The organism is Nocardia takedensis NBRC 100417, from assembly GCF_000308695.1.
GTDB lineage: Bacteria > Actinomycetota > Actinomycetes > Mycobacteriales > Mycobacteriaceae > Nocardia > Nocardia takedensis.
In genome coordinates, this window is sequence record NZ_BAGG01000123.1 from 1 (window position 1) to 24,199 (window position 24,199).

The following is a 24,199-nucleotide window of genomic DNA, read 5'->3' on the forward strand; positions in this document are numbered from 1 at the left end:
GCTCCACCAACACCCGCGCCGAGACCGCCGGCGGCGTCCACCGCAGCACCCAACGAACCACCGAGACCGACGGCACCGCTCAGGCCCGCGCCCAGGCCGGCCACGCCATCGACGGCACCGTCGACCGCGCCGCCGACGTTCGCGCCCACGCCTGCCACTCCGTCCACCGCACCGCCCAGCCCCGCCACCGAGACCGGCGTCGGCGTCAACGGCACCGTCGAGCGCGCCACCGATACTCGCACCCAGACCGGCCGTCGCATCCACAGCACCGTCCAGCGCACCGCCGACGCCTGTGCCCACACCGGCACCGAGGCCGCTGGTCGCGCCGACCGCGCCCTCCAGTGCCCCACCGACGCCCGCGCCCAGACCGCCCGCGGCATCGACCGCACCGTCGAGCGCGCCACCGACTCCGGCACCGAGGCCGGCGACGCCGTCGACCGCACCGCCCAAGGTCGCGCCGACATCGGCCGCTCCGTCCAGTGCGCCACCCAGGTCCGCTCCGAGGCCGGCAGCGGCATCCACGGCTCCCTCGAGATCTGCGCCGAGCCCGACGGCGGCATCCACAGCACCACTCAGGTCGGTGCCGAGACCGGCTGCCGCGCCCACGGCACCGTCCAGGCCGGCGGTCGCGTCCACGGCACCGCCCAAGTTGGTACCGAGACCGGCCGCCACGTCCACCGCGCCGTCCAGCGCACCTTCCAGACCCGCGCCGAGTCCGGCGGCGGCATCGACAGCGCCACCCAGGGCACCACCCGGGCCCGCACCGACACCTGCCGCGGCGTCCACAGCACCCCCGAGACCCGCACCCAGACCAGCCGCGGCGTCCACAGCACCACCCACACCCGCACCCAGACCAGCCGTCGCATCGACAGCACTATCCAATGCACCACCGACACCCGCGCCGAGACCGGCGGCGGCGTCCACGGCACCGTTCAGCGCACCACCCAGTCCGGCGGCGGCATCCACAGCGCCGCCGAGCGCGCCACCCAAGCCAGCGCCGAGACCAGCGGCCGCATCCACCGCACCACCCAAACCCGCGCCCAAACCGGCGGCCGCGTCGACGGCACCGTTCAGAGCACCACCCAAACCCGCGCCCAAACCGGCGGCCGCGTCGACGGCGCCGTTGAGTGCGCCGCCCAGACCGGCGGTCGCGCCGAGTGCGCCGCCCAGGCCCGCGCCGAGGTCGGCGTCGAGGGTGGGGGTGAGGGCGAGGGAGATGTCGGTGAGGGCGTCGAGGCTCGTGTCGAGGGCGGCTCCGAGGTCGAGGCCGGTGTCGAGGGCGCCGTTGCCGGTGAGGTCGAGGTCGAGGCCGGTGTCGGCGTCGGCGTCGAGGCCGATGTCGGCTCCGCCGGCGGCGCCCGCGCCGAGGTCGAGGCCCGCGTTGGCGGCGGCGACGGCTCCGGCGGCGACGGTGGCGGCCGCGGCGGCGTTGCCGAGGGCGGCGAGGTTGCCGCCCGCGTTACCGCCCGCGGCGAGGATGGCCGACAGGTCGGATCCGCCGGTGATGACGGCGGATTCGGCGACCATCGGGGCGACGGCGGCGATGTCTTCGGGGGTGACGTCGGGGAGTCCGGCGTCGCACAGCGCCTGCTGGGGGGCGGCGCAGTAGTTGACGGCGGCTTCGCGGTCGCGCAGCAGGCCGAGGATGAATTCGAGAATGGCGTTGACTGTCATGGCTCGTCTCCTGAGATCGGCGGACCTCTTTCATCCGCGGGCCGTTGAATTGCATTTCACGGTAGGGGCGGGAGTCGTTACGGAAAACGGGGAAGATCCCTAGATCGCACCGCGGCCGACCATTAGGGGGAGGCGTCGCGTTAGGGGAATTCCCCCGGACTTCCCGACTGCGCGTAACGGTTCCCCGCCAGCTACCGACAGATGTGGTGCGTCGGCCGGACCGAGCTCCCTGGCACGTCACCGCACGCGCGACAGCGACCATCGGGCCCCACTGAGTCTGCGAACGAGGTTACGAATGACAGAGCGTCTGGCGCTCGGCATCACCGTAGGAGCGTTGCATTCGGTCGCGATCGCGGCAGCCGGCGAGTCCGGTGACGTGGATCCGCGCGCGGGCGGCGCGGTGCGCGTTCTACCGACGGCGCGCGCGGCGGGCGTCCCCGATTCCCCCTCGGTGACGGCGGGTTTCCTGGATCGGGTCGGCGATCCGGTGGATATGCTGGACGAGTACGGAAATTCTTGTGCCGCAGCCGATTTGGTCACGACGGCGATCGATTCCCTGATCGCCGACGCGAGTGCCGCGACGGATCGGACGCCGGACGCGGTCGTGGTGTGCCATCCGGCGCGTTGGTCGGAGCACATGGTGCGCGCGCAGCGGGCGGCGTTGGCGGCGGCGGGTCTGTCGGAGGTGACGACGGTCCCGGAGCAGAGCGCCGCGGTGCGTTGGCTCGAGCACGCGCACGGCCGACTGGACACCGGCGCGGTGGTTGTCTACGACCTCGGCGCGACGGGTCTGACGGTCTCGGTGGTGCGGACCGGGGCGCAGGCGGGCCCGCTGGGCGTCCCGTCGCGCACGACCGACATCGCGGGGGCGGAATTCGATCTGCTGACCATGCGCTATGTCTTGGCAAATGCGCTGAACGGAAATGATTTCGATCCTTTCGATCCGGTGATCGAAAGGGAATTGTCGGATTTGCGGGAGCGCTGCCGAATGGCGAAGGAAGAACTTTCCGACGTCACCGCGACCGTTGTTCCGGTCCGCTTGGATCCGGCGGGTCCGCAGCAGCGGATCCGCCTGGTGCGCGACGAACTCGAGGATCTGCTGCGTGGTTCGCTGCTGACCTCGTTGGACCTGATCCGCGACGCCGTGCACCGCGCGGGCTTGGCGATCCCGGATGTGAGCCGGATCCTGGTGACGGGCGGTGGCGCGGCGATCCCGCTGGTGACGGAGTTGCTGTCGACGGAGTTCGGTCTGCCGGTGGTGGCCTCGGTGCATCCGGAGCGGACGGCCGCGCACGGTGCGGCGCTGCTGGCGGGTGACCTGTCGTCGGCGACGGTGGCGAGCGCGCCGCCCGCCGCGTTGACGAAACTCGCGCCCGCCCGGGTCTCGCCTCCGGATCCGGCGCGGCCCGCACCGGAGTTCACCGCACTGGATCTACCGTCGGAGCCGCCGCCGCGCCGCACGAGTAAGCAGCGGACGATCGTGATCGCGGGGGCCGCGCTGGCGATCATCCTGTTGACCTGCGGCAGCGTCGCGATCGGCACCGGTGTGGTGCCGACCACGCATCCGCCGTCGCAGGAGTCGGCGACGACGGCGTTTCCCGATCCGTCCGGGGAGGTGTCGACGCCTGCGCAGCCGGTTGCGGCCACGAACCCGGACGGCACGCCGGTCGGCCCGACCGCGGCCGGTTCGCCGGGGAGTCCGGTCGTGGCGGTGGCGGGCACGACCGCCGCGGCGACACCGGGCGCGAACACTCCGGAACAGCAAGGACAGCCCGCCCAGAACCAAGGCCAACCCGCCCAGGGGCAACCGGAAGGTCAACCGGCCCAGCCGCAGCCCGGCCAACCCGCGCAGCCCGCCCCGCCGGCGAACACGCCCGCGCCGACCGTCCCCCAGCAGCCGCAGCCGACCCAGCAGTCGCCCGCGCAGTCCCCGACCACACTCTTCCCGGTCCCGAAGCCGCAAGCACCGAGTCTGCCGACCGGTGCGTTGGAGGACACCATCGATGGTGTCGGCGGCGCGGTCGGCACGGTGTTGCGCGCGCCCGGCGAGATCCTCGGAGGCAACGGTGGCTGAGATCGCTCTCGACACCATGCCGTACGCGCGCGACATCTTCCGTGAACTGGATTCCGCGGACCCCGAGTCGGCGTTCGCCCTGTTGATCCGCGGACGTTCGGGCACCGGTAAGTCGACGTTGTTGGCGGCGGTGCGCGGCCGCTTGCGGATGCGGGAGGTGCCGGTGTGGGACAAGGTCGGCGTCGCGGCCGACCTGACGGCCGAGGGCCGCGCTCCCGCGCTGATCATCGACAACGCCCACACGCTGGGCGACGACGATTTCGAATCCTTGTGCGCCGAGGTCGAATTCGGGTCGCGAACGATGGTGATCGCCACCCAACCGCGCCCGCACGACGAACGGTTGCGCGCCTTGGCCGACGCGGTGGCGCGGCGCGGGCGGGTGCTGGATCTGCGTCCGTTGGGCGTCTCGGACATCACGCCGTTCGCCCGGGAGTTGGGGATGGCGGTGCCGCGCGCGGTGGCCCAGCACATCCACCAGCAGACCGGCGGGATCCGGGCGGGGGTGGTCGCGGCGCTGTCGGCGGCCTGTTCGACCCGGTTCGAGGCGGGGATGCGGGCGGTCGACGAGGCGGTGGCGCAGTGGGCGCGCATCCAGTTGGACGATATGGACCCGGATCTGCTGGAGGCGTTGGCGGTCGCGACCACGGGCACGGGTTTGGATTCCAGTGAACTGACCGAGGTCCTGGGGATCGACGCGGGCGCGGCGCGCCGGCTGATCGATCGGGCGCGGGCCAGCGCGCTGGTCACCGACGCCGATCTGCTGATCGCCCCGGCGGTGCCCGCGTTGCGCACCGTGCTGGGTGACCGTCGTTTCCTGGCGGTGCAACGCCGTCTGCTCGCGGCCCGCCTGGACGCCGGTCTGTTGCGCGATCACACCGCGCTGGCTTTCGCCGAGGCGGGCGTCCGTGACGGGCGCTTGGCCGAATTCCTGTGCGTGGCCGCCGCGCACGCGGGACGCGAGGCGGTCCGCTTCTACGCGGCGGCCACGGCGGCGGGCGCGGACCCGGGTCGGATCGCGTTGCGCTGGGCCGAGGCCGCGGCCCGCGCGGGTGACGGGGAGACGGCGCTGCGGTTGGCCGAACCGGTGCTGGCCAGATCGGACGCGTCGGCCGAGGAGTTGGCCGACGCGGTGCGGATCTGCGCGGGAGTGTTGGCGCGGCGTGGTCTGATCGGCCGCGCCGCGCAGTTGTATGCGTGGCTGGGCGCGCATCGGGTCCGCGCGGACTGGGCGGTCGCGGCGGCGGTGCACTGTCTGGCGGGTGATCTGCGCAACGCCGCGGAACTGTCGGCCACGGCCGCGCACTGGCCGCCGATGGAGGCCGACGCGCAGGCCCGCTTGGTGGCGACGGCGCTGACCGACACCATGTCCCGCCGCGGCGACGCGGGGGCGGCGGTGTCGGCGCTGGTGCAGGCCGCGCATCTGGACGCCGACACCGATCGGCTGCCCCCGGTCTCGGCGGTGTCGATCGCGACGCTGTTGTGCTTGAGCACCGGTGAACCGCGGCGGGCGGGCGAGGTGCTGTTGCGCGCGACCGACGCCGGGCAGCGCGGTCACCAGTTGCGGGTGCTCGGCGCGTGGGTGGCGATGCTGGCCGGTGACGAGCAGCGCGCCGCGACGACGTTGGCCGCGGTCGAGCACGCCCACCTCGATCCGCGCGACCGTCTGCTGGCGCACGGCGTGGCGGTGGGCCTGGCGCGGCGCGGCGGCGATCCGGCGGCGTTGAGCGCCGCGTGGGAGGCCGCGCACCCGCTTTTCGACGACATCGACGCGGATCTGCTGACGATGCTGCCGGTGGGCGAGTTGTGGTTGGCGGGGATCCGGGTCGGGCAGGAACGGCGGGTGACGCCGCTGGTGGAGTCGTGCGCGGCGCTGCTGCGCGGTCTGGAACAGCCGCCGGTCTGGGCCAACGCCTTCCACTGGTACGGGGTGCAGGCCGCGATCGCGCACGAGAGCCCCGACGATCTGCTCCCGCACGCGCGGAGTCTGAAGGAGGCGGCGCAGGCGGGTGACCGGCACGCGGCGGTGCTGGCCGACGCCGGCCGCACCTGGGTCTTCGTGCTGCGCGGCGAAGTGTCGGCGACCCACGTGGCCTCGGCGGTGTCGGGGTTGCGCGGGATCGGGCTGACCTGGGACGCGGCCCGCTTGGCGAGTGAGGCCGCGCTGGCCGCCGACGATTCCGCGACCGCGACCACGCTGCTCAAACTGGCCAGGACGGTGCGCGCCGAGTCCCGGCCGAACGAACCGAGGATCGCCCAGGCCGCGGCCCCGCAGGCGACCCGAGGGCGGGCGGCGGCCGTGGTCGAACCGGCGGCGGTCGGCGCGATGCTCAGCGAACGCGAACGCGAGGTCGCCGAACTGGTCCTGCTGGGCCTGACCTATCGCGAGATCGGAGCTCGCCTGTACATTTCGGCGAAGACCGTGGAGCATCACGTCGCCCGGATCCGCCGCCGAATCGGTGCCGGATCGCGATCGGAGTTATTGTCGATGCTTCGCGCCATGGGCCACGGCTCGCTGCTCGTCTGAGCAATGTGGCGCGTTGCCGAAGCTGTCGAATAGAGGAAACAGGAATGGCCACTGGGGTGGGCCTGCGGATCGCCGAGGACGAGTGCACCGCGGCGATCGTCACCGACGGCGGCGAACTGCACTATGTCGAGCGGGCGTCGATTCTGCACATGACCGAGGACGGCGACACCGTGCTCGGTGGCGACGCGCCCGCGGGCAACTCCCATTCGATCGCCGGGTTCGTCGCGGCGGTGGGCGATCCCACCGGTCTGTCGATCGACGACGGTGAGGCGTATCGCGCGGAGGACCTGTACGCGACGGCGGTGTTCTGCCTGATCAACCTGACCACCGAGTTCCTGGCGGGTCCGGCGGAGTTCTACGCGACCCATCCCGGGGAGTGGCCGACGGCGCAGGTGCAGTCGCTGCGCGAGGCGCTGGACTACCTGGGCCTGCGGTCGGTGGTGCTGGTCAGCGAGGCGGATCTGCCCGCGATCGACACCGCGCAGCCGGGGCGGTCCTTCGCCTACGACGCCGCGCGGGCGGCGCTGGCCGCGGTGCTGGCCACCCCGGCGGGCGCGACGCCGCCGGACCCGGGGAAGGCCGAGAACTCCACGGTGCGAACCGATGTGATCCCGGCGTTGACCGCCGACGATCGGCCGCAGGCGTATTCGCAGGCCATGCCCGCGGCGGCGACGCCCGTTCCCGCCGCCGAACCCGCGCCCGAGCAGCCCCCCACCGAGGCCACCCCGGCTCCCACGGTCATCGCGCCGCCTGCCACGGCGCCCGCCACCGGCCCTCGCCGCGTGCCGCTGTTGATCGCGGCCGCGGTCCTGTTCGGCTTGGCGCTCGGCGGATTCGGCGTGGCGCTGCTGGTCCGCGGCGCCGACACGCCCGAGCCGCCACCGGTTCGCGACGCGCGCTCCGATCATTCGACCCCGATGCTGCCGCCCACGACCTTCGAGCCCGCGCCCGCGTTGCCACCGGTCGTCGAAGCGCCGCGCAGCCTCGCGCCGGAACCGGAGCCGACGACGGAGACCACCAGCGAACCTCCGCCGCCGCCCCCGACGACGGAGTCTCCGACGACGGTCGCGCCCACCACGACGGTCGCGCCGACCACCACCAGGAGGCCCGGCTACGCCACGCCGACCTGGCCCAGCGACGCGCCGTGGAAGCCGCCGACCAACGACTGGACACCGCCGACCTTCACCGTGCAGATCCCTATCCGCTGATTCGGTCGCCACCGAATGGGGTTCGTGCCCTAAAGTGATGCGCTGACCGGTGTTGTCGGAGGTTTCCGTGGCTGTCGAACAGATGGCAGTGCCGCCGGTTCGTTGCTGGACGAACGCCGTGTGCCACACGGAATCCCGCCGTGGCCCATGGACGCAACTGGCACGTCAGTGCCGACGAAGGGACTTCATGCGCAAGTTGGTGGCGCGCCGCGCCGCGGTCAAGGCAGCCTCACTGGGATTCGCCGCGACCGTTCTCCTCGCCCCCTTGCTCGGAAGCGGCGTCGCCGCGGCGGAAGGGCCCGAACAGCTCCCCGCCGACGCGTTGCCCGCCGAACTCGTCGAAGCCATCGCCCGCGACCTGAAGATGTCGCCCGCCGAATACCTGGACCGTGCCGCGCGCGCCCAAGAACTCGGTGCCTACGCGCGCGACTTCCGTTCCCAGCGACCCGATTCCTTCGCCGGCGCGTGGATCGCCGCCGACGGCACGGCGACCGTCGCGGTCACCTCCGCCGACGCCGCGGCCATCGCGGGTGCCGACGGGTACCGCACGCATCTCGCGCCGGTTTCGGCGAACACCCTGGAAACCTCGCTCACGCAGGTCAACCAGTGGGTGGCCGACCTACCGCGCGACCTGTCCGAGGCGATCAACTCGGTCGCCATCGACATCCTCAACAGCCAGATCGTGCTGAGCATCGCCAACACCCCGGCGGGCCACGTGCTGAACCTGCCGACGCTGATCGCCAACGTGAAGGTCATCCTGTCGCCGGGCGGCGGCGGTCCGGTCGAGCGCAGGCCGATGGGCGGCGACACCTACATCAGCGCGCCCACCTCGTTGCACGACTCCTCGCTGCGCGGCGTCGACGTGTGCTCGTTCGGGTTCAACAGCATCGACGCGGCAGGCAACGCGCTCAACATCAGTGCGGGTCACTGCGATCCGAACCTGGCCAAGGCCGACCAGCAGGCCGGGGTCTACTACCCCGATGTCAAGAACATCCCGAACAGCCCGCAGCTGGGCAATTTCGTCAGCGCGCAACTCGGCGGCGCGTCGGGTCTGGACTACTCGGTGATCCAGCTCAACGAGCGCGCGGTCCGCGCGGGCATGGATCAGCCGTCGGTGCGCGGGGCCAACGGCACCACGATCCACATCACCGGCACCGCCGACCCGGTGACCGGAGCCCCGGTCTGCAAGTCGGGTCAATCCTCCACCTTCACCTGCGGTTTCGTGGTGGCGGACCGGGTGGAGACCCAGCTGTTCACCGCGGAGGGCGAGAGCAAGACCGTGCGCGGGTTCGCCAGTTCGGCGTGCACGCTCGGCGGTGACAGCGGCGGCGCGATCGTCACCGGCACCCTGGCGCTGGGCATCACCAGCGGCTCCAACGCCGCCGACGCCCCCAATTGCAACGAGGCCAACCTGGGCCTGGCGCCCTACGGCGGCACCGCGACCCTTGGCATCCCGATCCGGCCGATCCTGGCCGATATCGACGCCAATTCCGGCGGCGGCGTCGGCAGCGGAATCACGGTGCGCACCAAGCCGAACAACGGGTGACGGAAACCACACGAGGATAGGCCCAGCTCTCGACACGCCGGAACACGCGTCGGCGGATACCGACGCACCGGACGAGTAGTGATACGGGTCGCGACCCCATATAGTTCAGCGCATGTTCCTGCCACGTATTGGTCAGTTCCGATCCGCCGCGCGACAGACCGGAATCAAGAAGTCGGTGATCGCCGCCTCCGCGGCGCTGCTGCTCCTCGGTCCCACGGCGGCGGTCGTGAACGCCGAACCTGCGCAGGGCCCGGATCTGCCCGCCGAACTCGTGACGGCGCTGTCGCGGGATCTGAAGATCTCGCCCGAGGAGTACCTGCGCCGCGCCGACCTGGCCCAGGACATCGCCGCCTTCGCCACCACGGCGCAGCGGCAGTTCCCGCAGGTCTTCGCCGGTTCCTGGCTCGACGATTCCGGCAAGGGCGTCATCGCGCTCGCGCAGGGGCCGGGGGCCGACGAGGCGCGCGCCGCCGCGCAGGATGCCGGCTTCGAGGTCCGCAACGTGGCCAAGAGCGAGGCCACGCTGCGCGGTGAGAAGACGGCCTTCGAGCGCTGGGTGGACGCGCAGCCCGAGGCGATCGCGAACCTGGTGCGCGGCGTCGTGATCGACACCGTCACCAACAGCATCGCGGTGCGCGTCGACCAGGCCGGTCTGCCGCTGCCGAGCTTCATCGATCCCGCGCGCGTGATCGTCACCCCGCCGCCGGTCGCCGGTGAGGCGCTGCCGCAGGCGGGCGAGATCGCGGGCGAGGTCTTCCAGGGTTCGCTGGCGGCGGGTGACGGCTTCGTCTCGTCGAACGCGCGCGGTTCGCTGCGCTGCTCGTTCGGGTTCAACGGCGTCGACCGCTCGGGCAACACCGTGAACATCACGGCGGGCCACTGCGATCCCGAACTGGCCGCCTCGGGCACCGAGAACGCCGCCACCGTGCACGAGTTGGTCGGTGGCCAGCGGTTGGGCCCCGAGCTCGGCCGGTTCCAGAAGTCGGTGCTCGGCGCGCAGGACTACGCGATCGTGCGCATCGCCGACCAGGCCAGGGACCGGTTCGACAACAACGCCGTGCGGGTGCCGAACGCGGCCCCGATCCTGCTCGAGGGCGTCGCCACCCCGGTCGTCGGCGCGCCGGTCTGCAAGTCGGGCGCCCGCACCGGCTTCAGCTGCGGCATCGTCAACGCGGTCGACCAGAGCGTGCAGGTCGAGGACCGGGTGCTGACCCAGAGTTTCTCCGCCAACATCTGCGCGCTGCCCGGCGACAGCGGCGGCCCGATCGTCACCGGCCGTCTCGCCCTCGGCATCTCGAGCGCGTCCTCGGTGGCCGACTATCCGGTCTGCGCGATCCCGAACCTGATCGGCGCGCTGACCGGTGACGTCCCGCAGTTGTTCGCGCAACCGGTCAGCGTCGTGCTCTCCGACAACCCGGGGCTGCGCGTCCAGACCAGCTGATACCGGCTACGGAAGGGCCGACAGCGTGACCCGAGGGGTCGCTGTCGGCCCTTTCCCGTTCCGGGGCGGGTTGCCGCCGCCCTTCCACGGCCTGAACGGTGCGCGATCGGCTACCGGCCTCCGCGACCCTCGGGCATCCTGGAGCGCATGTGTTTGGTGTTGATCGGCTGGCGTGCGCACCCGGAGTACCGACTGATCGTCGCGGCGAACCGGGACGAGTTCTACACCCGGCCGACGGAGTCGATGCGGCGCTGGACCGAGGTGCCCGGCATGATCGCGGGCCGCGACGTGGGGGCGCGCGGCCGCACCGAGGGCGAGCCGCCCGGGACGTGGCTGGGGCTGTGGGAGAACGCGGGCCGGTTCGCGGCGGTGACGAATGTGCGCAATCCGCTCGATGACCGACCCGATGCCCGGTCGCGGGGCGCGCTGCTCATGGATTTCCTGCGCGGTGTCAGTCGCGACGGCGTCGCCGACTTCCCGGCCCCCGAGAACTACGTCCAGCAGGTCGCTGAGGCGCCGGACGACTACAACGGGTACAACGTGGTGGTCTCCGATCTCCGGTCGCTGTGGTGGCATTCCAACCGGGCGCTCGCGGGCGTGCCGCGGCAACTCGCGCCCGGCTTCCACGGCCTGTCCAACGCGGGGTTCGTCACCTCGGCTCCGGTCGGCCCGGACGCCGAACTGACCGCCGCCGCCCGGATCTGGCCGAAAGTACGCGAGGGGCTCGGCGCGCTGCGCAAAGTGGTGGGCTCGGAGCCGGATTCGGTGGAGCGCTATTTCGAGGTGCTGTCGGATCCGACGGAGGCTCCCGAGGAACTGCTGCCCGACACCGGTGTGCCGCACGAGATGGAGCGCGCGCTGTCGGCGGGTTTCATCGCGCACACGATCCACGGCACCCGGGCGAGCACCGTGCTGCTGGTACGCGAGGACGGCGGCTTCGAGATCGCCGAGCGGTCCTTCGGTCCGCAGGGAGCGCCGCTGGGCGAGGTGCGACTGTCCGGGGTGATCGCAAGGCCGTAGGGCGAAAACGCGATCGGCCCGTCCCCCACGCGGGGAACGGGCCGATCGAGTGTGCGGGTCGCGCTACTTCGGCGCTTCCTCGGTCTTCTTGACCTCTTCCGGCTTCTTGTCCGACCACGCGGTGGTGTTCTCCGGGGCCTGCATCACCGAGATGAGTTCGATGCCGGCGGCGACCAGGGTCGGTCCGCCGATGGCGATGGTGCCCAGGATGCCGCCGACGCCCGCGCCGGTCACCAGACCGGGAAGGCAGCCCGCGGGGATGGTGACGACGCAACCGATGATCGCGCCGACCGCGGTGCCGACGAAGCCGCCGATGGCGGTGCCGATGCCGAACTTGCTGGAGAAGTCGTTCTGCGCCCGCTGGTTCTCCTGCGCCGAGGCGACCGGCTTGACCGCCACCGGCTTGTCGAGGCGGAAGCCCTCGGGCTTGTCCGGGGTGATCTCGAGGACGGTGCCGTCCTTCTTCAGCTCGGACTTGACCGGGATGCCGGTACCGGCGGCGTCGAATTCCATGGGCAGCGTGACGAGCTTGTTGCCCTTGCCGTCCAGGATGTCGACGACGTCGATCTTCGGATCTTCCGGCGTGGCTCCGTCCTTCTGCGTGAGCGCGAAGGTCCCCCCACGGAGCGTGGTGACAACGGTCTTGTCGACCAGTTTCACCGAGTAGTTGATGGGCTGATCGGCGGCGGGGGCCGGTGCCGGGTCGGCGTGTGAGGTCCCCATGGCAACAGTCATCGCGCCGATGACCAGAGCGGCCGCCGCGGTGGTCCTGCGGAGGTTCATTCGGTTTTCCAATCCATCATCAGAGTTGTCGCAACCCGCTTTCCCACGCGAGAGCTCTTTGTCAATCCGAGAGGTGGTCGGCCCTTTTCGGATTCTCCCCGAGCAGTGTGAAAACGAGCACAGCTAACAGATCGACGTGAGCCTAATGGAATGCGCTCCCAGAAGCGAGATCCCCAACATCGGGGGCAGTGTAAGCCTCCCCTAACGGAACCGCTCGTACCATGCGGTTTCCCGCCGGGCCAGCAGGCCGGGCAGGCACCGGTTCGGACGCTGTAATGTGACATTCATCACATACAGGATCAGGGTCAACTCCCAGCGTATGGGGATAGCAACCAAACCGGGATCGTACGATAGAGGCAGTATGTTACCGGCGGGTAACTTACTGGCGGTTACGATACGAGCCAACCGTGTCGACGGCTCCGTCGACCTGGAACGCTCGTGTTGCCTCGAAAGAAAGGTCGCGACATGAATGCCCTGACAGTGACGCTGGGCACGATAGGTGCGCTGCTCAGCATCGTGTGCTGGGCCTCGTTCGTCGGCGGGGTCAGGAACATCGTGCGCACGATCATGGTCGGGCAGAGCGCCCCGGACCGGTGGCGGCCGTTCTTCCCCCGCTTCAAGCAGATGGTCGTCGAATTCCTCGCCCACACGCGGATGAACAAATTCCGCACCGTGGGCTGGGCGCACTGGCTGGTCATGATCGGCTTCATGGGCGGCGCGATCCTGTGGTTCGAGGCCTACGGACAGACCTTCGACCCCGAATTCCACTGGCCGCTCATCGGCGACACCGCGATCTACCACCTGTGGGACGAGATCCTCGGCATCGGCACCATCGTCGGCATCGGCACGCTGATCGTCATCCGCCAGCTCAACCACCCGCGCGTCCCCGAACGCCTCTCCCGGTTCAGCGGCTCGAAATTCGCCCCCGCCTACGTCATCGAGACCATCGTCCTGCTCGAGGGACTCGGCATGGTCTTCGTCAAAGCGGGCAAGATCGCGACCTACCACCACTCCAACGCCGCGACCGACTTCTTCACCATGCAGGTCGCCAAACTGCTGCCCGCCAGCCCCACGATGGTGTCGATCTTCGCCTTCATCAAGCTGATGTCCGGCATGGCGTTCCTGTACCTGGTCGGCCGCAACATCACCTGGGGCGTGGCCTGGCACCGGTTCTCCGCGTTCCCGAACATCTACTTCAAGCGCGAGGACGACGGCGGCGTCGCCCTGGGCACCCTGAAGCCGATGATGTCGAACGGCAAAGCCCTCGACATGGAGAACGTCGACCCCGACACCGACACCCTCGGCGTCGGCAAATTCGAGGACTTCTCCTGGAAGGACATCCTCGACGTCACCACCTGTACCGAATGCGGACGCTGCCAGTCGCAGTGCCCCGCCTGGAACACCGGCAAGCCGCTCTCGCCCAAGCTGCTGATCATGTCGCTGCGCGACCACGGCTACGCCAAAGCCCCCTACCTGCTGGCCGGCGGCCGCAAGGACATGGGCGGCGACGAGATCGGCCTGGTCGACGGCGAAGGCAACCCCGACGAGAAGAAGCTGGCCCGCATCCCCGAGGCCGCCCGCGCCGAAGCCGAACGACCGCTGGTCGGCGGCGAGGACGTCTCCGGCATCATCGACCCCGAAGTGCTGTGGAGCTGCACCACCTGCGGCGCGTGCGTGGAACAGTGCCCCGTCGACATCGAACACGTCGACCACATCATCGATATGCGCCGCTACCAGGTGCTCATCGAATCGGAATTCCCCTCCGAGCTCGCGGGTCTGTTCAAGAACCTGGAGAACAAGGGCAACCCCTGGGGTCAGAACGCCAAGGACCGCATCAACTGGGTCAACGAGATGGAATTCGACATCCCGGTTTTCGGCCGTGACGCCGATTCCTTCGACGGCTACGAATACCTGTTCTGGGTCGGGTGCGCAGGCGCCTACGAGGACCGCGCGAAGAAGACCACGAAAGCCGTCGCCGAACTCCTCGCCACCGCGGGCACCAAATTCATGGTCCTCGGCGCCGAGGAAACCTGCACCGGCGACTCCGCGCGCCGCGCGGGCAACGAATTCCTGTTCCAGCAGTTGGCCGCCCAGAACATCGAAGTGCTGAACTCGGTGTTCGACGGCGTCGAACAGAGCAAGAAGAAGATCGTCGTCACCTGCGCGCACTGCTTCAACGCGCTCAACAACGAATACCCGCAGGTCGGCGGCAACTACGAAGTCGTGCACCACACCCAGTTGCTCAACCGGTTGGTGCGGCAGAAGAAGTTGATCCCGGTCGCGTCGGTCACCCAGAACGTCACCTACCACGACCCCTGCTACCTCGGCCGCCACAACAAGGTCTACAACGCCCCCCGCGAACTGATGGCCGCCTCCGGCTCCACGCTCGTGGAGATGCCCCGCCACGGCGAACGGTCCATGTGCTGTGGCGCGGGCGGCGCGCGCATGTGGATGGAGGAACAACTCGGCAAGCGCGTCAACGTCGACCGCGTCGACGAGGGCCTGAGCACCCTGTCCGGCACCAACGGGTCCGAAGGCCCCGGCAAGATCGCCACCGGCTGCCCGTTCTGCCGCGTCATGCTCACCGACGGCGTCACCGCGCGTCAGGAGAAGGGCGAGGGCGAAGGCGTCGAGGTCGTCGACGTCGCCCAACTCATGCTCGACGCCATCGACCGCGTGGAAGCCGCGACCCTCACCGAGAACCTGGCCGTCATCCAGCAGCCCAAGGCCGAGCCCGAGCCGGAACCCGAACCCGAACCGGCCGTCGAAGCGGCGGAAACCCCCGCGAAGGCCGCGCCCACCGGCGGCGGTCTGGCGATGAAGGGCGGCAAGGCACCCGGCGGCGGACTCGCCATGAAGGGTGCGAAAGCGCCCGGCGGCGGCGGTCTGGGCATGAAGGGGGCCGCGAAGGCTCCCGGCGCCAAGGCCGACGACGCGCCCGCCGCGGAAGCCGCGCCCGCCAAGGGACTCGGCATGAAGGGCGCCGCCAAGGCTCCCGGTGGCGGACTCGGCATGAAGGGTGCCGCCAAAGCCCCCGGAGCCAAAGCGCCCGCCGCGGAATCGGCTGAATCCGCACCCGCCGCGGAACCCGCGCCCACCAAGGGACTCGGCATGAAGGGCGGGGCGAAAGCCCCCGGCGGCGGACTCGGCATGAAGGGCGGGGCCAAGGCTCCCGGCGCGAAAGCGCCCGCCGCCGAGACCGCTCCCGCCGAAACCGCCGCCGAGGCTCCCGCCGCGCCGCCGGTCAAGGGCCTGGGCATGAAGGGTGGAGCGAAGGCTCCCGGCGCGAAGGCTCCGGGCAAGCCCGCCGCCGCGACCGAGTCGTCCGCGGAGTCGGCGGATGCGTCGGCGGCCGGAACCGCCGGTGCCGCGACCACGGAATCGGCCGGCGGGGAAGAGGTCAAACCGACCATCGCCGCCAAGGGCCTGGCGATGAAGTCCGGCTTCAAGCGCCCCGGCCCGAAGGCCCCCGGCAAGACCGCCCCGGCCGCCGAGCAGCCTTCGACCGCCGAGGAATCGGCCGACACCGGAACTTCCACGGCCTCCACCGATCCGGTCACCGCCGAGACTCCGGACCCGCCCGCGGAATCGGTCACCGCCGAAGCCCCGGCCGCCGAGTCGACCGCCGCCGAAGCCCCGGAATCCACCGAGGCCCCGGCCCCCACCGAACCGGAATCCACCGAAGCCTCGGACTCCACCCCGACCAACGGCAACGGAAACGGCACCTCCGGCAACGGCAAACCCCGCGTCGCCCCGCCGACCGCCAAGCCCGGCGGCCTCGGCTTCAAATCCGGAGCCAAGGCCCCCGGCCGCAACAACTGACACCAGGAACTGAGTAGAGCCCGGTCCCCACGGACCGGGCTCTACTCATGTCCACGACCGCCCGAGCACCGAATGTCAGAGCAGGCCAACGACGCAGAGGCCCTCCTGGCAGGCCAACTGTCGAGCCGATAGATCCATGACCTGCAGCAGAATGCCCGAGTGCAACCTCGACCACGTCGGAACCGACCTTCAACGGGGCGAACTGCAGACGAAGGTAGCAGCAGGCGGCCTGATCAGGTAGTATCACATCTGCGTGATACTGTCGATTCGTGCACTTGTTCGAGATCATCGCCGAACAGGAAGTCGTAGGCTTCCTGCTGGACTTGACTCCTGAAGATCGCGCCCGCGCGGACTTCAGGGCAAGCCTTCTGGCCGAGAAGGGCCCGGAACTGACCATGCCTCACTCCCGCTACCTCAGGGATGGCGTTCGTGAGCTTCGTTTCGAGATCTCCGGAAACCGCAATGTCCGGATCACCTATTGGTTCCCCGGGGACCGAAAGATCATTCTTCTGACCGTGTTCACCAAGTCGACACAGCACGAGACCATCGAGGTGAATCGAGCCATACTGGCAAAGAAGCTGTGCGAGAACGACCACGACCCGACGTATCACAACGTATTCGAAACCTGACCGGTGACCGTTGCGACTGCGCCGATCGGCGCGAGTCGGCTGCCACTGCGGATTCGAACCAGCAGCACGACCCCACCCGCCCTGGACAACACACCCCCTTGAGAACAGGAGTTCCGATGTATGCCACCTCCCTGCTGAAAGATGGGACTCATGACCGTGACCGGTTCTCGGTGAATGGGTAGGGCACAGCGAGCAACCCCGGAAGAAGTCGTTGACGCGCTGAATACCGTGCGTGACGGATCTTCGATTCTTCCGCCTCGAAGGCCGAGGTGGAAAGGCACGAAAACCTAGAGGTAGATGAGATATGACCACCGCAGGACGAAACATCGGCCAGGAGGAATTCGACCGCCGCAGCGCGGAGACCCGCGCTACCTCGGAGTACCAGGTTGCCTACCGAGCGGCCGAGATCGCCTATCGGCTCGGCGAGCAGGTTCGGCGAGTGCGGGAGGCACGGGGGTGGACTCAGAGCGAGTTGGCGAAGCGAGCCGGAATGAAGCAGAACGCCATCAGTCGGTTCGAGGCTGGTGACGGCGTGCCCACGATCCAGACTCTCGACCGGATCGCCGGCGCGCTGAATGTGCAGTTGCACATCGAACTGATGTCGGCGTGAACCGAATTCGAAGCCGCCCGACCCAAGACAACTAGTACCCGTATCGCGGTCTCGGGCCGAACTGACCCCGCGCTCCTCGATGAGCGCCTGGTGACCGGACTTCGAGGACTACGGCGCTGCCAGTCCTCTCCGCTCTGGATCGGAGAGCGTTCGACAGGAGCCGCGATGAGCGGGTCGTTTCTCCGGGGCGTGCCATTCTGGGAGGGATTGCGGACGCGGGGAGGTCGGGGTGGGGGTTCGGTGGGATGTGGTGGAGCGGGTGTCGGCCGGCGGGGTGGGGATCGTCGCGGCGGGATTCTGGGTGTTGTGCGTGAGTGTGGTGTTCGGGTCGCGATTATCGGATGATCCGGGTCATGATCCGCACGGGTACGGGTTGATCTTCGGAACGGTGGCGGCGGTGCCGGTTGGGGCGGTGGCGGTTGCGCTGGTGCCGCTGGCTTTCGTCGGGCGCGTCCGTGCGCAAGTGGCACAAGTGGCGTGGACCGTGTTCCTGGTCGTGACCGTGCTGACTTTCGTCGCCTGGTTCACCGCCGCCTGAGCGGGCCGCCGCAACGAACGTTTCAGGCCGACGCGTTTCGGCAGAGCGCGACGGACCCCGAGTGCGGGAGCGAAACCCCCGGGCGCGCGAAAGCGGGGGTGGGCCTTGTGGGACCACCCCCGCTCGCCGGTGGGACCGGATCGGGCACCGCCCGGCTGGCTCAGGGCCGGGTGAGTGCGGCGTATCGCGCGAGGTGCAAGTCGGTGGAGCCGAATTCGTTCTCGATGGCGGTGAGGCGTTTGAAGTAGTGGCCGATGGCGAGTTCTTCGGTCATGCCCATCGCGCCGTGCAACTGGACGGCGTTCTGGCCGATGAAGCGGGCCGCGCGGGCCACGGTGACCTTGGCGGCGGAGATGGAGCGCGCCCTGGCGGCGGGTTCGGCGTCGAGGGCGTGGATCGCGAGGTAGGTGGCGGCGATGGCCTGTTCGAGCTCCATGTACATGTCGACCATGCGGTGCTGCAATGCCTGGAAGCTGCCGATGGTGACGCCGAACTGCTGGCGCTGTTTGGCGTATTCGAGGGTGTCGGCGAGGACTTTGCGCATGCCGCCGACGGCTTCGGCGGCGATGGCGGCGATGGCGTCGTCGGTGGTGGCCTCGATGGTGTCCCAGGCCGCGCCTTCGATGCCGAGCAGCGCGGCGGCGGGCAGGCGCAGGCCCGTGAAGGTGAGGTCGGCGCCGACGCGGTCGTCGATGGTCCGGTAGGGCGCGACGGTGACGCCCGCGGGGGGTGCGGCGGCGTCGAAGTCGAGCAGGAACAGCGAGATCCCGACCTTGTCGCGGCGTTCCCCGGCGGTGCGGGCGGCGATGATCAGGTGGGTGGCGATGGGGGCGCTGGTGACGACGATCTTCTCGCCGTCGATGACCCATTCGTCGCCGTCGCGGCGCGCGGTGACGCCGATGTCGTGCTGGGTCTGCCCGGAGGCGGGTTCGAGTACGGCGAAGGCGGTGCGGGCGTCGCCCGCGACGATCTTGCCGAGGACGTCGTCGGCGCGGTCGCCGCCGGAGCGGTCGAGCAGTCCGCCGCCGACGACGACGGTGTCGACGAACGGTTCGACGACGAGCGCGCGGCCGAGTTCTTCGGCGACGACCATCAGTTCGACCGCGCCGCCGCCCATGCCGTCGACCCGTTCGGGCAGGGTCGCGCCGAGGATGCCGAGTTCTTCGGCGAATCCGCGCCACACGGCGGGCTGCCAGCCGGGTGCGGTCTTGGCCGCGGTGCGGCTCTTCTCGAGGTCGTAGCGGGCGGCGAGGTAACCGGCGATCGAGTCGCGCAGGAGCTGCTGCTCCTCGGTGAGTGTGAAGTCCATCAGAGTCCCAATGCTGCCTTGGCGAGGATGTTGCGCTGAATTTCGTTGCTGCCCGCGTAGATCGAGCCCGCGCGGTCGTTGAAGTAGCGCAGCGGGGCGACCGCTTGCCATTCCTCGCCGCTGCGGTAGCCGTCCTCGGGGGCGGTGTACTGGGTGACGGGTCCGCCGGGTTTGGTGATGTGCGGCTGGTAGACCCGGCCGCGCGGCCCGGCGGCGATGAGCGCGAGTTCGGTGATCTGCTGGCTCAGTTCGGTGCCGAGGATCTTCAGCATCGAGGAGGCGGGGCCGGGGTTCTTGCCCTGGGCCATCTGGGCGAGGGTGCGGTATTCGAGGATCTCGAGCACTTCGGTGCGGATCCGGGCGTCGGCGAGGCGGCGGGCGAAGGCCGGGTCATCGATGAGCGGTGTGCCGTCGGGGCCGGTCTGGTCGGCCGCGGCGACGGCGAGGTCTTCGACCTGGACCTGGAGGTAGGGCGAGAGGGCACCGCCGCGTTCGTGCACGAGCAGGTATTTCGCGACGGTCCAGCCGTCGTCGATCTGGCCGAGCACGTTGGCCTTGGGGACGCGGACGTTGTCGAAGAAGACCTGGTTCTGGACTTCCTCACCGGAGGTCATGACCAGCGGGCGCACCGAGATGCCCGGGTCGTTCATGTCGATGAGCAGGAAGGTGATGCCCTGTTGTTTGCGTCCGTCGCGGGAGGTGCGGACCAGGCAGAAGATCCAGTTGGCCTCGGTGGCGTGCGTGGTCCAGATCTTGCTGCCGTTGCAGATGAAGTGGTCGCCGTCGTCGACGGCCGACATCGCCAGCGAGGCCAGGTCGGAGCCGGCTTCGGGTTCGGAGTAGCCCTGGCAGAAGAAGATCTCGCCGGTGAGGATGCGCGGGAGGTAGTAGTCCTTCTGTTCCGGCGTGCCGAAGGCGATGATCGCGGGGGCGACCATCCTGATGCCCATCGGGGACAGTGTGGGCGCGCCGGCGAGCATGGCTTCGCGACCGAAGATGTAGTGCTGGGTCAGGCTCCAGTCGCAGCCGCCGTGTTCGACCGGCCAGGCGGGCGCGGCCCAGCCGCGCTCGTGCAGGATGTGCTGCCATTCCATGCTGGCTTCGTGGTCGGGGTAGACGCTGGTGGCCAGTCGTCCGGCACGCCGCAGGTCGGGGGTGAGTTTCTCGTCGAAGAACGCCCTGACCTCGTCTCGAAAGGCCAGGTCGGCCGCTGACCAGTCGTAATCCATCTGCCCCTCCGGAGGGTATGCCGCAATGCACAGCTGTTGACCGACGGTCAACATGCCTTCCCAATGTAAGACCGGCTTCGCGCGAAATCAAACTGAGGCCATATGCCAGCAGTTAGGTCTCCCCGGGTCGGCAATCCTCGAAGAACGCTTTGACGTAACCCACCGATTGATACAGGTAGTCGTAGCCCCAGCGCGGCGCCGACAGCGACGGCCGGGGGTCCACGAACAGCAGGTCACCGTCCCAGCACTTCCCGAGGACGTAGCGGGCGCGCGAGACGTGCGGGGTGAAGGTGACCACGATGACCCGCCGCCAATTCTCCGCGCGCGCCCACCGCGCCAGTTCCCGGCCCTCCCCCCTGGTGGTGCGCGGGTCCGGGTCGAAGCAGCGCACCTCGAAGGAGTAGCCGCCGTGGCAGATCCGGTTCATCCGTGCGCTGCCGTCGTAGGGGTCGGAGAACAGCACCAGCGGCGCGTAGCCCTCGCGAGCCAGTCGCAACCCGAGTTCCTCGCGACCGTCGTGCGCGCCGCCCAACACCAGGATCGCGTCGGCGGGCGCGGGCGGGTCGACCCGGGGGCGGACATAGACCGGCCACAGCGCGACGACGGCCACCGCGACGGCGAGCACACCCGCCGCGCAGGCCAAGACAACTCGACGTCCACGCACGCCGGTGATGCTATCGCCGAAGGTGTTCGCGCAGGTCGGGACGGTGCGCATACCCGGTGTCGCCACCTGTACACCTGCTGTTGCGTTGACCCTTGCCTCACTGACGCGGCGCGGCCATCGGCGGGGCTTACCAATCGATCATGCGATGCACAGTCTTCGGAACCGGGTACCTGGGGGCCACGCACGCGGCGTGCATGGCCGAACTCGGACACGACGTCATCGGGGTGGATGTCGACCCCGGCAAGGTGGCGAAGCTGTCCGACGGGGTCGTCCCCTTCTACGAACCCGGACTCGAGGGTGTGCTCAGACGCAACCTCGACGCGGGCCGTCTGCGCTTCACCACCTCCTACGCCGAAGCCGCCGACCACGCCGAACTGCACTTCCTGGGCGTGGGGACGCCGCAGAAGAAGGGCGAGTACGCGGCGGACCTGAAATACGTGCACGCCGTGATCGATACGCTCGCGCCGATGCTGGAGCGCCCGTCGGTCGTCATCGGCAAGTCGACCGTCCCGGTCGGCACGGCCGCCGCGCTCGGCGAACGCGCCAGGGCGCTGGCCCCCGCGCCGGTCGAGGTGGCCTGGAATCCGGAATTCCTGCGCGAGGGCTTCGCGGTGAAGGACACCCTGCGCCCCGATCGCCTGGTGCTCGGCGTGGACGCCGCCCGACCGGGCGCCGGACAGGTCGAGGAGTTGATCCGCGAGGTCTACGCGGAGTTGATCGCCGCCGAAGTCCCGTTCCTGCTGACCGATCTGGCCACCGCCGAACTGGTCAAGGTCTCGGCCAACGCCTTCCTCGCGACGAAGATCTCCTTCATCAACGCCGTCTCGGAGGTCTGCGAGGCCACGGGCGCCGACGTCACCATGCTCGCCGACGCGCTCGGCTACGACGCCCGCATCGGCCGCCGCTTCCTCAACGCCGGACTCGGCTTCGGCGGCGGATGTCTGCCCAAGGACATCCGCGCGTTCATGGCCCGCTCGGGTGAACTCGGCGCGAACCACGCCGTCGCCTTCCTGCGCGAGGTCGACAACATCAACATGCGCCGCCGCACCAAGGTCGTCGACATGGCCGCGCGGGCCTGCGGCGGTTCGCTGCTCGGCGCGAACGTGGCGGTGCTCGGCGCGGCGTTCAAACCCGAATCCGACGACGTGCGCGACTCCCCGGCGCTGAACGTGGCGGGCATGATCCAACTGCACGGCGCGGTGGTGACGGTGTACGACCCGAAGGCCCTGGAGAATTCGCGCCGGGTCTTCCCGACCCTGAACTACGCGACCTCGGTGGCCGAGGCGTGCGACCGCGCGGACGTCGTCCTCGTGCTCACCGAATGGGACGAGTTCACCGCGCTGCGACCCCGCGACCTGGACCGGGTGGTCCGTACCCGCTCGATCATCGACGGCCGCAACTGTCTCGATCGTGCCACGTGGCGAGAGGCCGGATGGGTGTACGCCGGACTCGGCACACCGTAGAGTTGCTCGCGACGAGAACAGGTTTCCCACGTATTACGGCGATTCGCCTACGACGTGCCGGGAGGCCGTTGTGATCGGACACAGCGAGGCCGGAGGACCGCATCGGACCGGGTATCGTCCGAGGTGGGCCACCCCGTCCTCGGCGGCGCGGGCTCGCTTGTCGTAAGCGTGAAACGAGATGGGCAGCTGATGAGTTCGGTACTGGGAATTTCGGTGGGGGCCGGCGCTGTCCGTATGGCGCGGCCGCACGCCGGGACCCCGCACGGCCACGTCGACCCCCATGTGTTCGATCTCCAGTCACTGCCCGTCCTCGACATGGCCGCGGAGGATCTGGCCGCCGAAGCGGTCGGGATGACCCTCGAGGCCGTCCCCGACATCGCGGCCACCGCGATCGCCTACCGCAGTGAGCAGCAGGCGCGCTCGGTGCGCGCGGCCATGGCGCGTCAGCAGATCACCAACTACGAACTCGTCCCCGAGATCTTCGCCGCGCTCGAATTCGCCCAGTCCACCGGCGATATCCGCGGCATCTCCTCACTGGTGGTCTACGACCTGGGCAGTTCGGGTCTGTCGGTCAGCGTGGTCGACACCCAGACCCGCGAGGTCGTGCACACCGAGCGCACCAGCGACATCGGCGGCGACTACCTGGATTCGCTGATCCGCGAACAGCAGATCGCCTCGGGACGCATCGCCCATCCCGCCGACCCGGCCGGTCTGGCCGCGCTGGACGCGCTGTGCCGCGAGGCGAAGGAACAACTGTCGAGCAACACCGCGGTCGCGCTGCCCAGCGAACAGGGCTTGGTGCTGTTGGCGCAGGAGAATTTCGAGTCGCTGATCATGCTCGCGATCGAATCCTCCGCGCGGATGGCCCGCGACGTCATCGTGCGGTCGGATCGGCCCGTGCACGGCGTGCTCGCCATCGGCGGCTGCGCGCGGATCCCGCTGGTCGCCAAGGTTCTCGACCGCTGGATGGGCGTGCCGGTGATCGTGCCGCAGAGCCCGGAGACGGTCACGGCGCGCGGCGCGGCGCTGCTGGCGCGTCCGGTGCGTCCGGTCGCCCCCGGTCCGGCTCCCGCCGCGATGGCCATGGATCAGGACACGCTGTCCCCCGCGTGGCTGTCCGCGCCGCCCAAGAAGGGCAGGCGCAAGCACGGTCTCGCCGCGGACGGGCGCACCGACGACTGGCCGGGCTACCACGAGACGGACGACTGGCCGGAGCGTCCCCAGCGCGGGCGGGGCCGCGAGGAGGTGTCACCGGAGTGGTTGGCCGGTGAGCGTTTACGCGGCAAGCGCGAATTCAACGGCGCGGTGCTGACGGTGAGCGCGCTGACCGTGGTGGCCGCGATCGGCCTCGGACTCGGCTACGGCCCGCAGGTGCTCGAACGCGATTCGCAGAGCAACAGCGACGGGTCCACACCCGCCACCACCTCCAGCGTGCCGCGCACCACTACGCTGGACCCGCAGATCGCGGTGGCCCCCGCCACCACCACGGAGACCGAGGAGGCCGTGGTGGCCCCACCGCCGCGGCGCACCACCGCCGAGGAACCCGCGCCACCCACCCAGGGCCCGAACACCTTCGTGGTGCCCGGACTTCCGCCGATCGTCGTCCCGACGATCCCGCCGGAGTTCTTCCCCCAAGCCCCGCGCTGAGCCCCGGGTCGATCCTGA

The 24,199-nt window shown here is 69.8% G+C and carries 17 protein-coding genes; 12 read left to right on the top strand and 5 right to left on the bottom strand.

The annotated features are described in order from the left end of the window. A partial coding sequence (locus ON30_RS40210) for an IniB N-terminal domain-containing protein (RefSeq protein WP_218006303.1) occupies nucleotides 1–1,674 on the bottom strand: 1,674 nt, incomplete at its 3' end. A 295-nt stretch (nucleotides 1,675–1,969) separates the two neighbouring features. Here ON30_RS40210 and ON30_RS25920 point away from each other — a divergent pair. The 6 genes from ON30_RS25920 (at nucleotide 1,970) to ON30_RS25945 (ending at nucleotide 11,487) form a co-directional block, all read left to right on the top strand. Then, nucleotides 1,970–3,748 carry an Hsp70 family protein gene (locus ON30_RS25920; protein ID WP_040711034.1) on the top strand — a complete coding sequence of 593 codons (1,779 nt, stop codon included), beginning with the start codon at nucleotides 1,970–1,972 and terminating at the stop codon, nucleotides 3,746–3,748. Then, entirely contained in the window at nucleotides 3,741–6,272 is a 2,532-nt protein-coding gene (locus tag ON30_RS25925; RefSeq protein ID WP_040711035.1) for a LuxR C-terminal-related transcriptional regulator, read from the top strand. The genes ON30_RS25920 and ON30_RS25925 overlap by 8 nt, the downstream gene beginning before the upstream one ends. A 44-nt stretch (nucleotides 6,273–6,316) precedes the next feature. Then, nucleotides 6,317–7,480 (top strand): hypothetical protein, encoded by a 1,164-nt coding sequence (locus ON30_RS25930; protein ID WP_174387575.1) that lies wholly within the window; start codon nucleotides 6,317–6,319, stop codon nucleotides 7,478–7,480. Between the two features lie 187 nt (nucleotides 7,481–7,667). After that, nucleotides 7,668–9,026, top strand: a complete 1,359-nt coding sequence (locus ON30_RS25935; protein WP_040711036.1) for a S1 family peptidase — start codon at nucleotides 7,668–7,670, stop codon at nucleotides 9,024–9,026. A gap of 112 nt (nucleotides 9,027–9,138) precedes the next feature. Further along, entirely contained in the window at nucleotides 9,139–10,467 is a 1,329-nt protein-coding gene (locus tag ON30_RS25940) for a S1 family peptidase (protein WP_051029988.1), read from the top strand. A gap of 147 nt (nucleotides 10,468–10,614) precedes the next feature. Next, nucleotides 10,615–11,487, top strand: a complete 873-nt coding sequence (locus ON30_RS25945; protein WP_040711037.1) for an NRDE family protein — start codon at nucleotides 10,615–10,617, stop codon at nucleotides 11,485–11,487. A 63-nt stretch (nucleotides 11,488–11,550) separates the two neighbouring features. Here the strand turns inward: ON30_RS25945 and ON30_RS25950 are convergent, their stop codons facing one another. Continuing rightward, complete coding sequence (locus tag ON30_RS25950; protein WP_040711038.1) at nucleotides 11,551–12,270, bottom strand: DUF8020 domain-containing protein; 720 nt, start codon at nucleotides 12,268–12,270, stop codon at nucleotides 11,551–11,553. Between the two features lie 465 nt (nucleotides 12,271–12,735). Between ON30_RS25950 and ON30_RS25955 the strand changes: the two genes are divergently transcribed. From ON30_RS25955 to ON30_RS25970, 4 genes are all read left to right on the top strand, one after another. Then, nucleotides 12,736–16,092: a (Fe-S)-binding protein gene (locus ON30_RS25955; protein WP_040711039.1), complete on the top strand. Its 3,357-nt coding sequence runs from the start codon at nucleotides 12,736–12,738 to the stop codon at nucleotides 16,090–16,092. Between the two features lie 269 nt (nucleotides 16,093–16,361). Beyond that, nucleotides 16,362–16,721: a type II toxin-antitoxin system RelE/ParE family toxin gene (locus tag ON30_RS25960; RefSeq protein WP_040711041.1), complete on the top strand. Its 360-nt coding sequence runs from the start codon at nucleotides 16,362–16,364 to the stop codon at nucleotides 16,719–16,721. 304 nt (nucleotides 16,722–17,025) lie between these two features. Beyond that, on the top strand, nucleotides 17,026–17,331 hold the full coding sequence (locus ON30_RS25965; RefSeq protein WP_051029989.1) for a helix-turn-helix domain-containing protein: 306 nt from the start codon (nucleotides 17,026–17,028) through the stop codon (nucleotides 17,329–17,331). 247 nt (nucleotides 17,332–17,578) lie between these two features. Further along, nucleotides 17,579–17,869: a hypothetical protein gene (locus ON30_RS25970; protein ID WP_040711042.1), complete on the top strand. Its 291-nt coding sequence runs from the start codon at nucleotides 17,579–17,581 to the stop codon at nucleotides 17,867–17,869. Between the two features lie 160 nt (nucleotides 17,870–18,029). Here ON30_RS25970 and ON30_RS25975 read toward each other — a convergent pair whose 3' ends face one another. The 3 genes from ON30_RS25975 to ON30_RS25985 all read right to left on the bottom strand — a co-directional run bounded on the left by ON30_RS25975 (nucleotide 18,030) and on the right by ON30_RS25985 (nucleotide 21,137). Continuing rightward, nucleotides 18,030–19,178, bottom strand: a complete 1,149-nt coding sequence (locus ON30_RS25975) for an acyl-CoA dehydrogenase family protein (protein ID WP_040711043.1) — start codon at nucleotides 19,176–19,178, stop codon at nucleotides 18,030–18,032. Beyond that, a complete protein-coding gene (locus ON30_RS25980) occupies nucleotides 19,178–20,407 on the bottom strand; it encodes an acyl-CoA dehydrogenase family protein (protein ID WP_040711046.1) in 1,230 nt (409 codons plus the stop codon). Before ON30_RS25980 ends, ON30_RS25975 begins: the two co-directional genes overlap by 1 nt. Before the next feature lie 112 nt (nucleotides 20,408–20,519). Then, nucleotides 20,520–21,137 carry a YdcF family protein gene (locus ON30_RS25985; RefSeq protein WP_245554217.1) on the bottom strand — a complete coding sequence of 206 codons (618 nt, stop codon included), beginning with the start codon at nucleotides 21,135–21,137 and terminating at the stop codon, nucleotides 20,520–20,522. Nucleotides 21,138–21,211: 74 nt separating this feature from the next. On the opposite strand from ON30_RS25985, the gene ON30_RS25990 reads away from it, so the two are divergent. Next, nucleotides 21,212–22,534: a UDP-glucose dehydrogenase family protein gene (locus ON30_RS25990; protein ID WP_040711048.1), complete on the top strand. Its 1,323-nt coding sequence runs from the start codon at nucleotides 21,212–21,214 to the stop codon at nucleotides 22,532–22,534. Between the two features lie 189 nt (nucleotides 22,535–22,723). After that, nucleotides 22,724–24,181 carry a DUF7159 family protein gene (locus ON30_RS25995; RefSeq protein WP_245554218.1) on the top strand — a complete coding sequence of 486 codons (1,458 nt, stop codon included), beginning with the start codon at nucleotides 22,724–22,726 and terminating at the stop codon, nucleotides 24,179–24,181. The last annotated feature ends 18 nt before the right edge of the window (nucleotides 24,182–24,199 follow it).

Bases quoted from the DNA above. Each gene is read 5' to 3' on its own strand.
- ON30_RS25920 (WP_040711034.1), top strand. From the start codon at position 1,970: ATGACAGAGCGTCTGGCGCTCGGCATCACCGTAGGAGCGTTGCATTCG.
- ON30_RS25930 (WP_174387575.1), top strand. From the start codon at position 6,317: ATGGCCACTGGGGTGGGCCTGCGGATCGCCGAGGACGAGTGCACCGCG.
- ON30_RS25935 (WP_040711036.1), top strand. From the start codon at position 7,668: ATGCGCAAGTTGGTGGCGCGCCGCGCCGCGGTCAAGGCAGCCTCACTG.
- ON30_RS25940 (WP_051029988.1), top strand. From the start codon at position 9,139: ATGTTCCTGCCACGTATTGGTCAGTTCCGATCCGCCGCGCGACAGACC.
- ON30_RS25945 (WP_040711037.1), top strand. From the start codon at position 10,615: ATGTGTTTGGTGTTGATCGGCTGGCGTGCGCACCCGGAGTACCGACTG.
- ON30_RS25950 (WP_040711038.1), bottom strand. From the start codon at position 12,270: ATGAACCTCCGCAGGACCACCGCGGCGGCCGCTCTGGTCATCGGCGCG.
- ON30_RS25955 (WP_040711039.1), top strand. From the start codon at position 12,736: ATGAATGCCCTGACAGTGACGCTGGGCACGATAGGTGCGCTGCTCAGC.
- ON30_RS25965 (WP_051029989.1), top strand. From the start codon at position 17,026: ATGACCACCGCAGGACGAAACATCGGCCAGGAGGAATTCGACCGCCGC.
- ON30_RS25975 (WP_040711043.1), bottom strand. From the start codon at position 19,178: ATGGACTTCACACTCACCGAGGAGCAGCAGCTCCTGCGCGACTCGATC.
- ON30_RS25980 (WP_040711046.1), bottom strand. From the start codon at position 20,407: ATGGATTACGACTGGTCAGCGGCCGACCTGGCCTTTCGAGACGAGGTC.
- ON30_RS25990 (WP_040711048.1), top strand. From the start codon at position 21,212: ATGCGATGCACAGTCTTCGGAACCGGGTACCTGGGGGCCACGCACGCG.
- ON30_RS25995 (WP_245554218.1), top strand. From the start codon at position 22,724: ATGAGTTCGGTACTGGGAATTTCGGTGGGGGCCGGCGCTGTCCGTATG.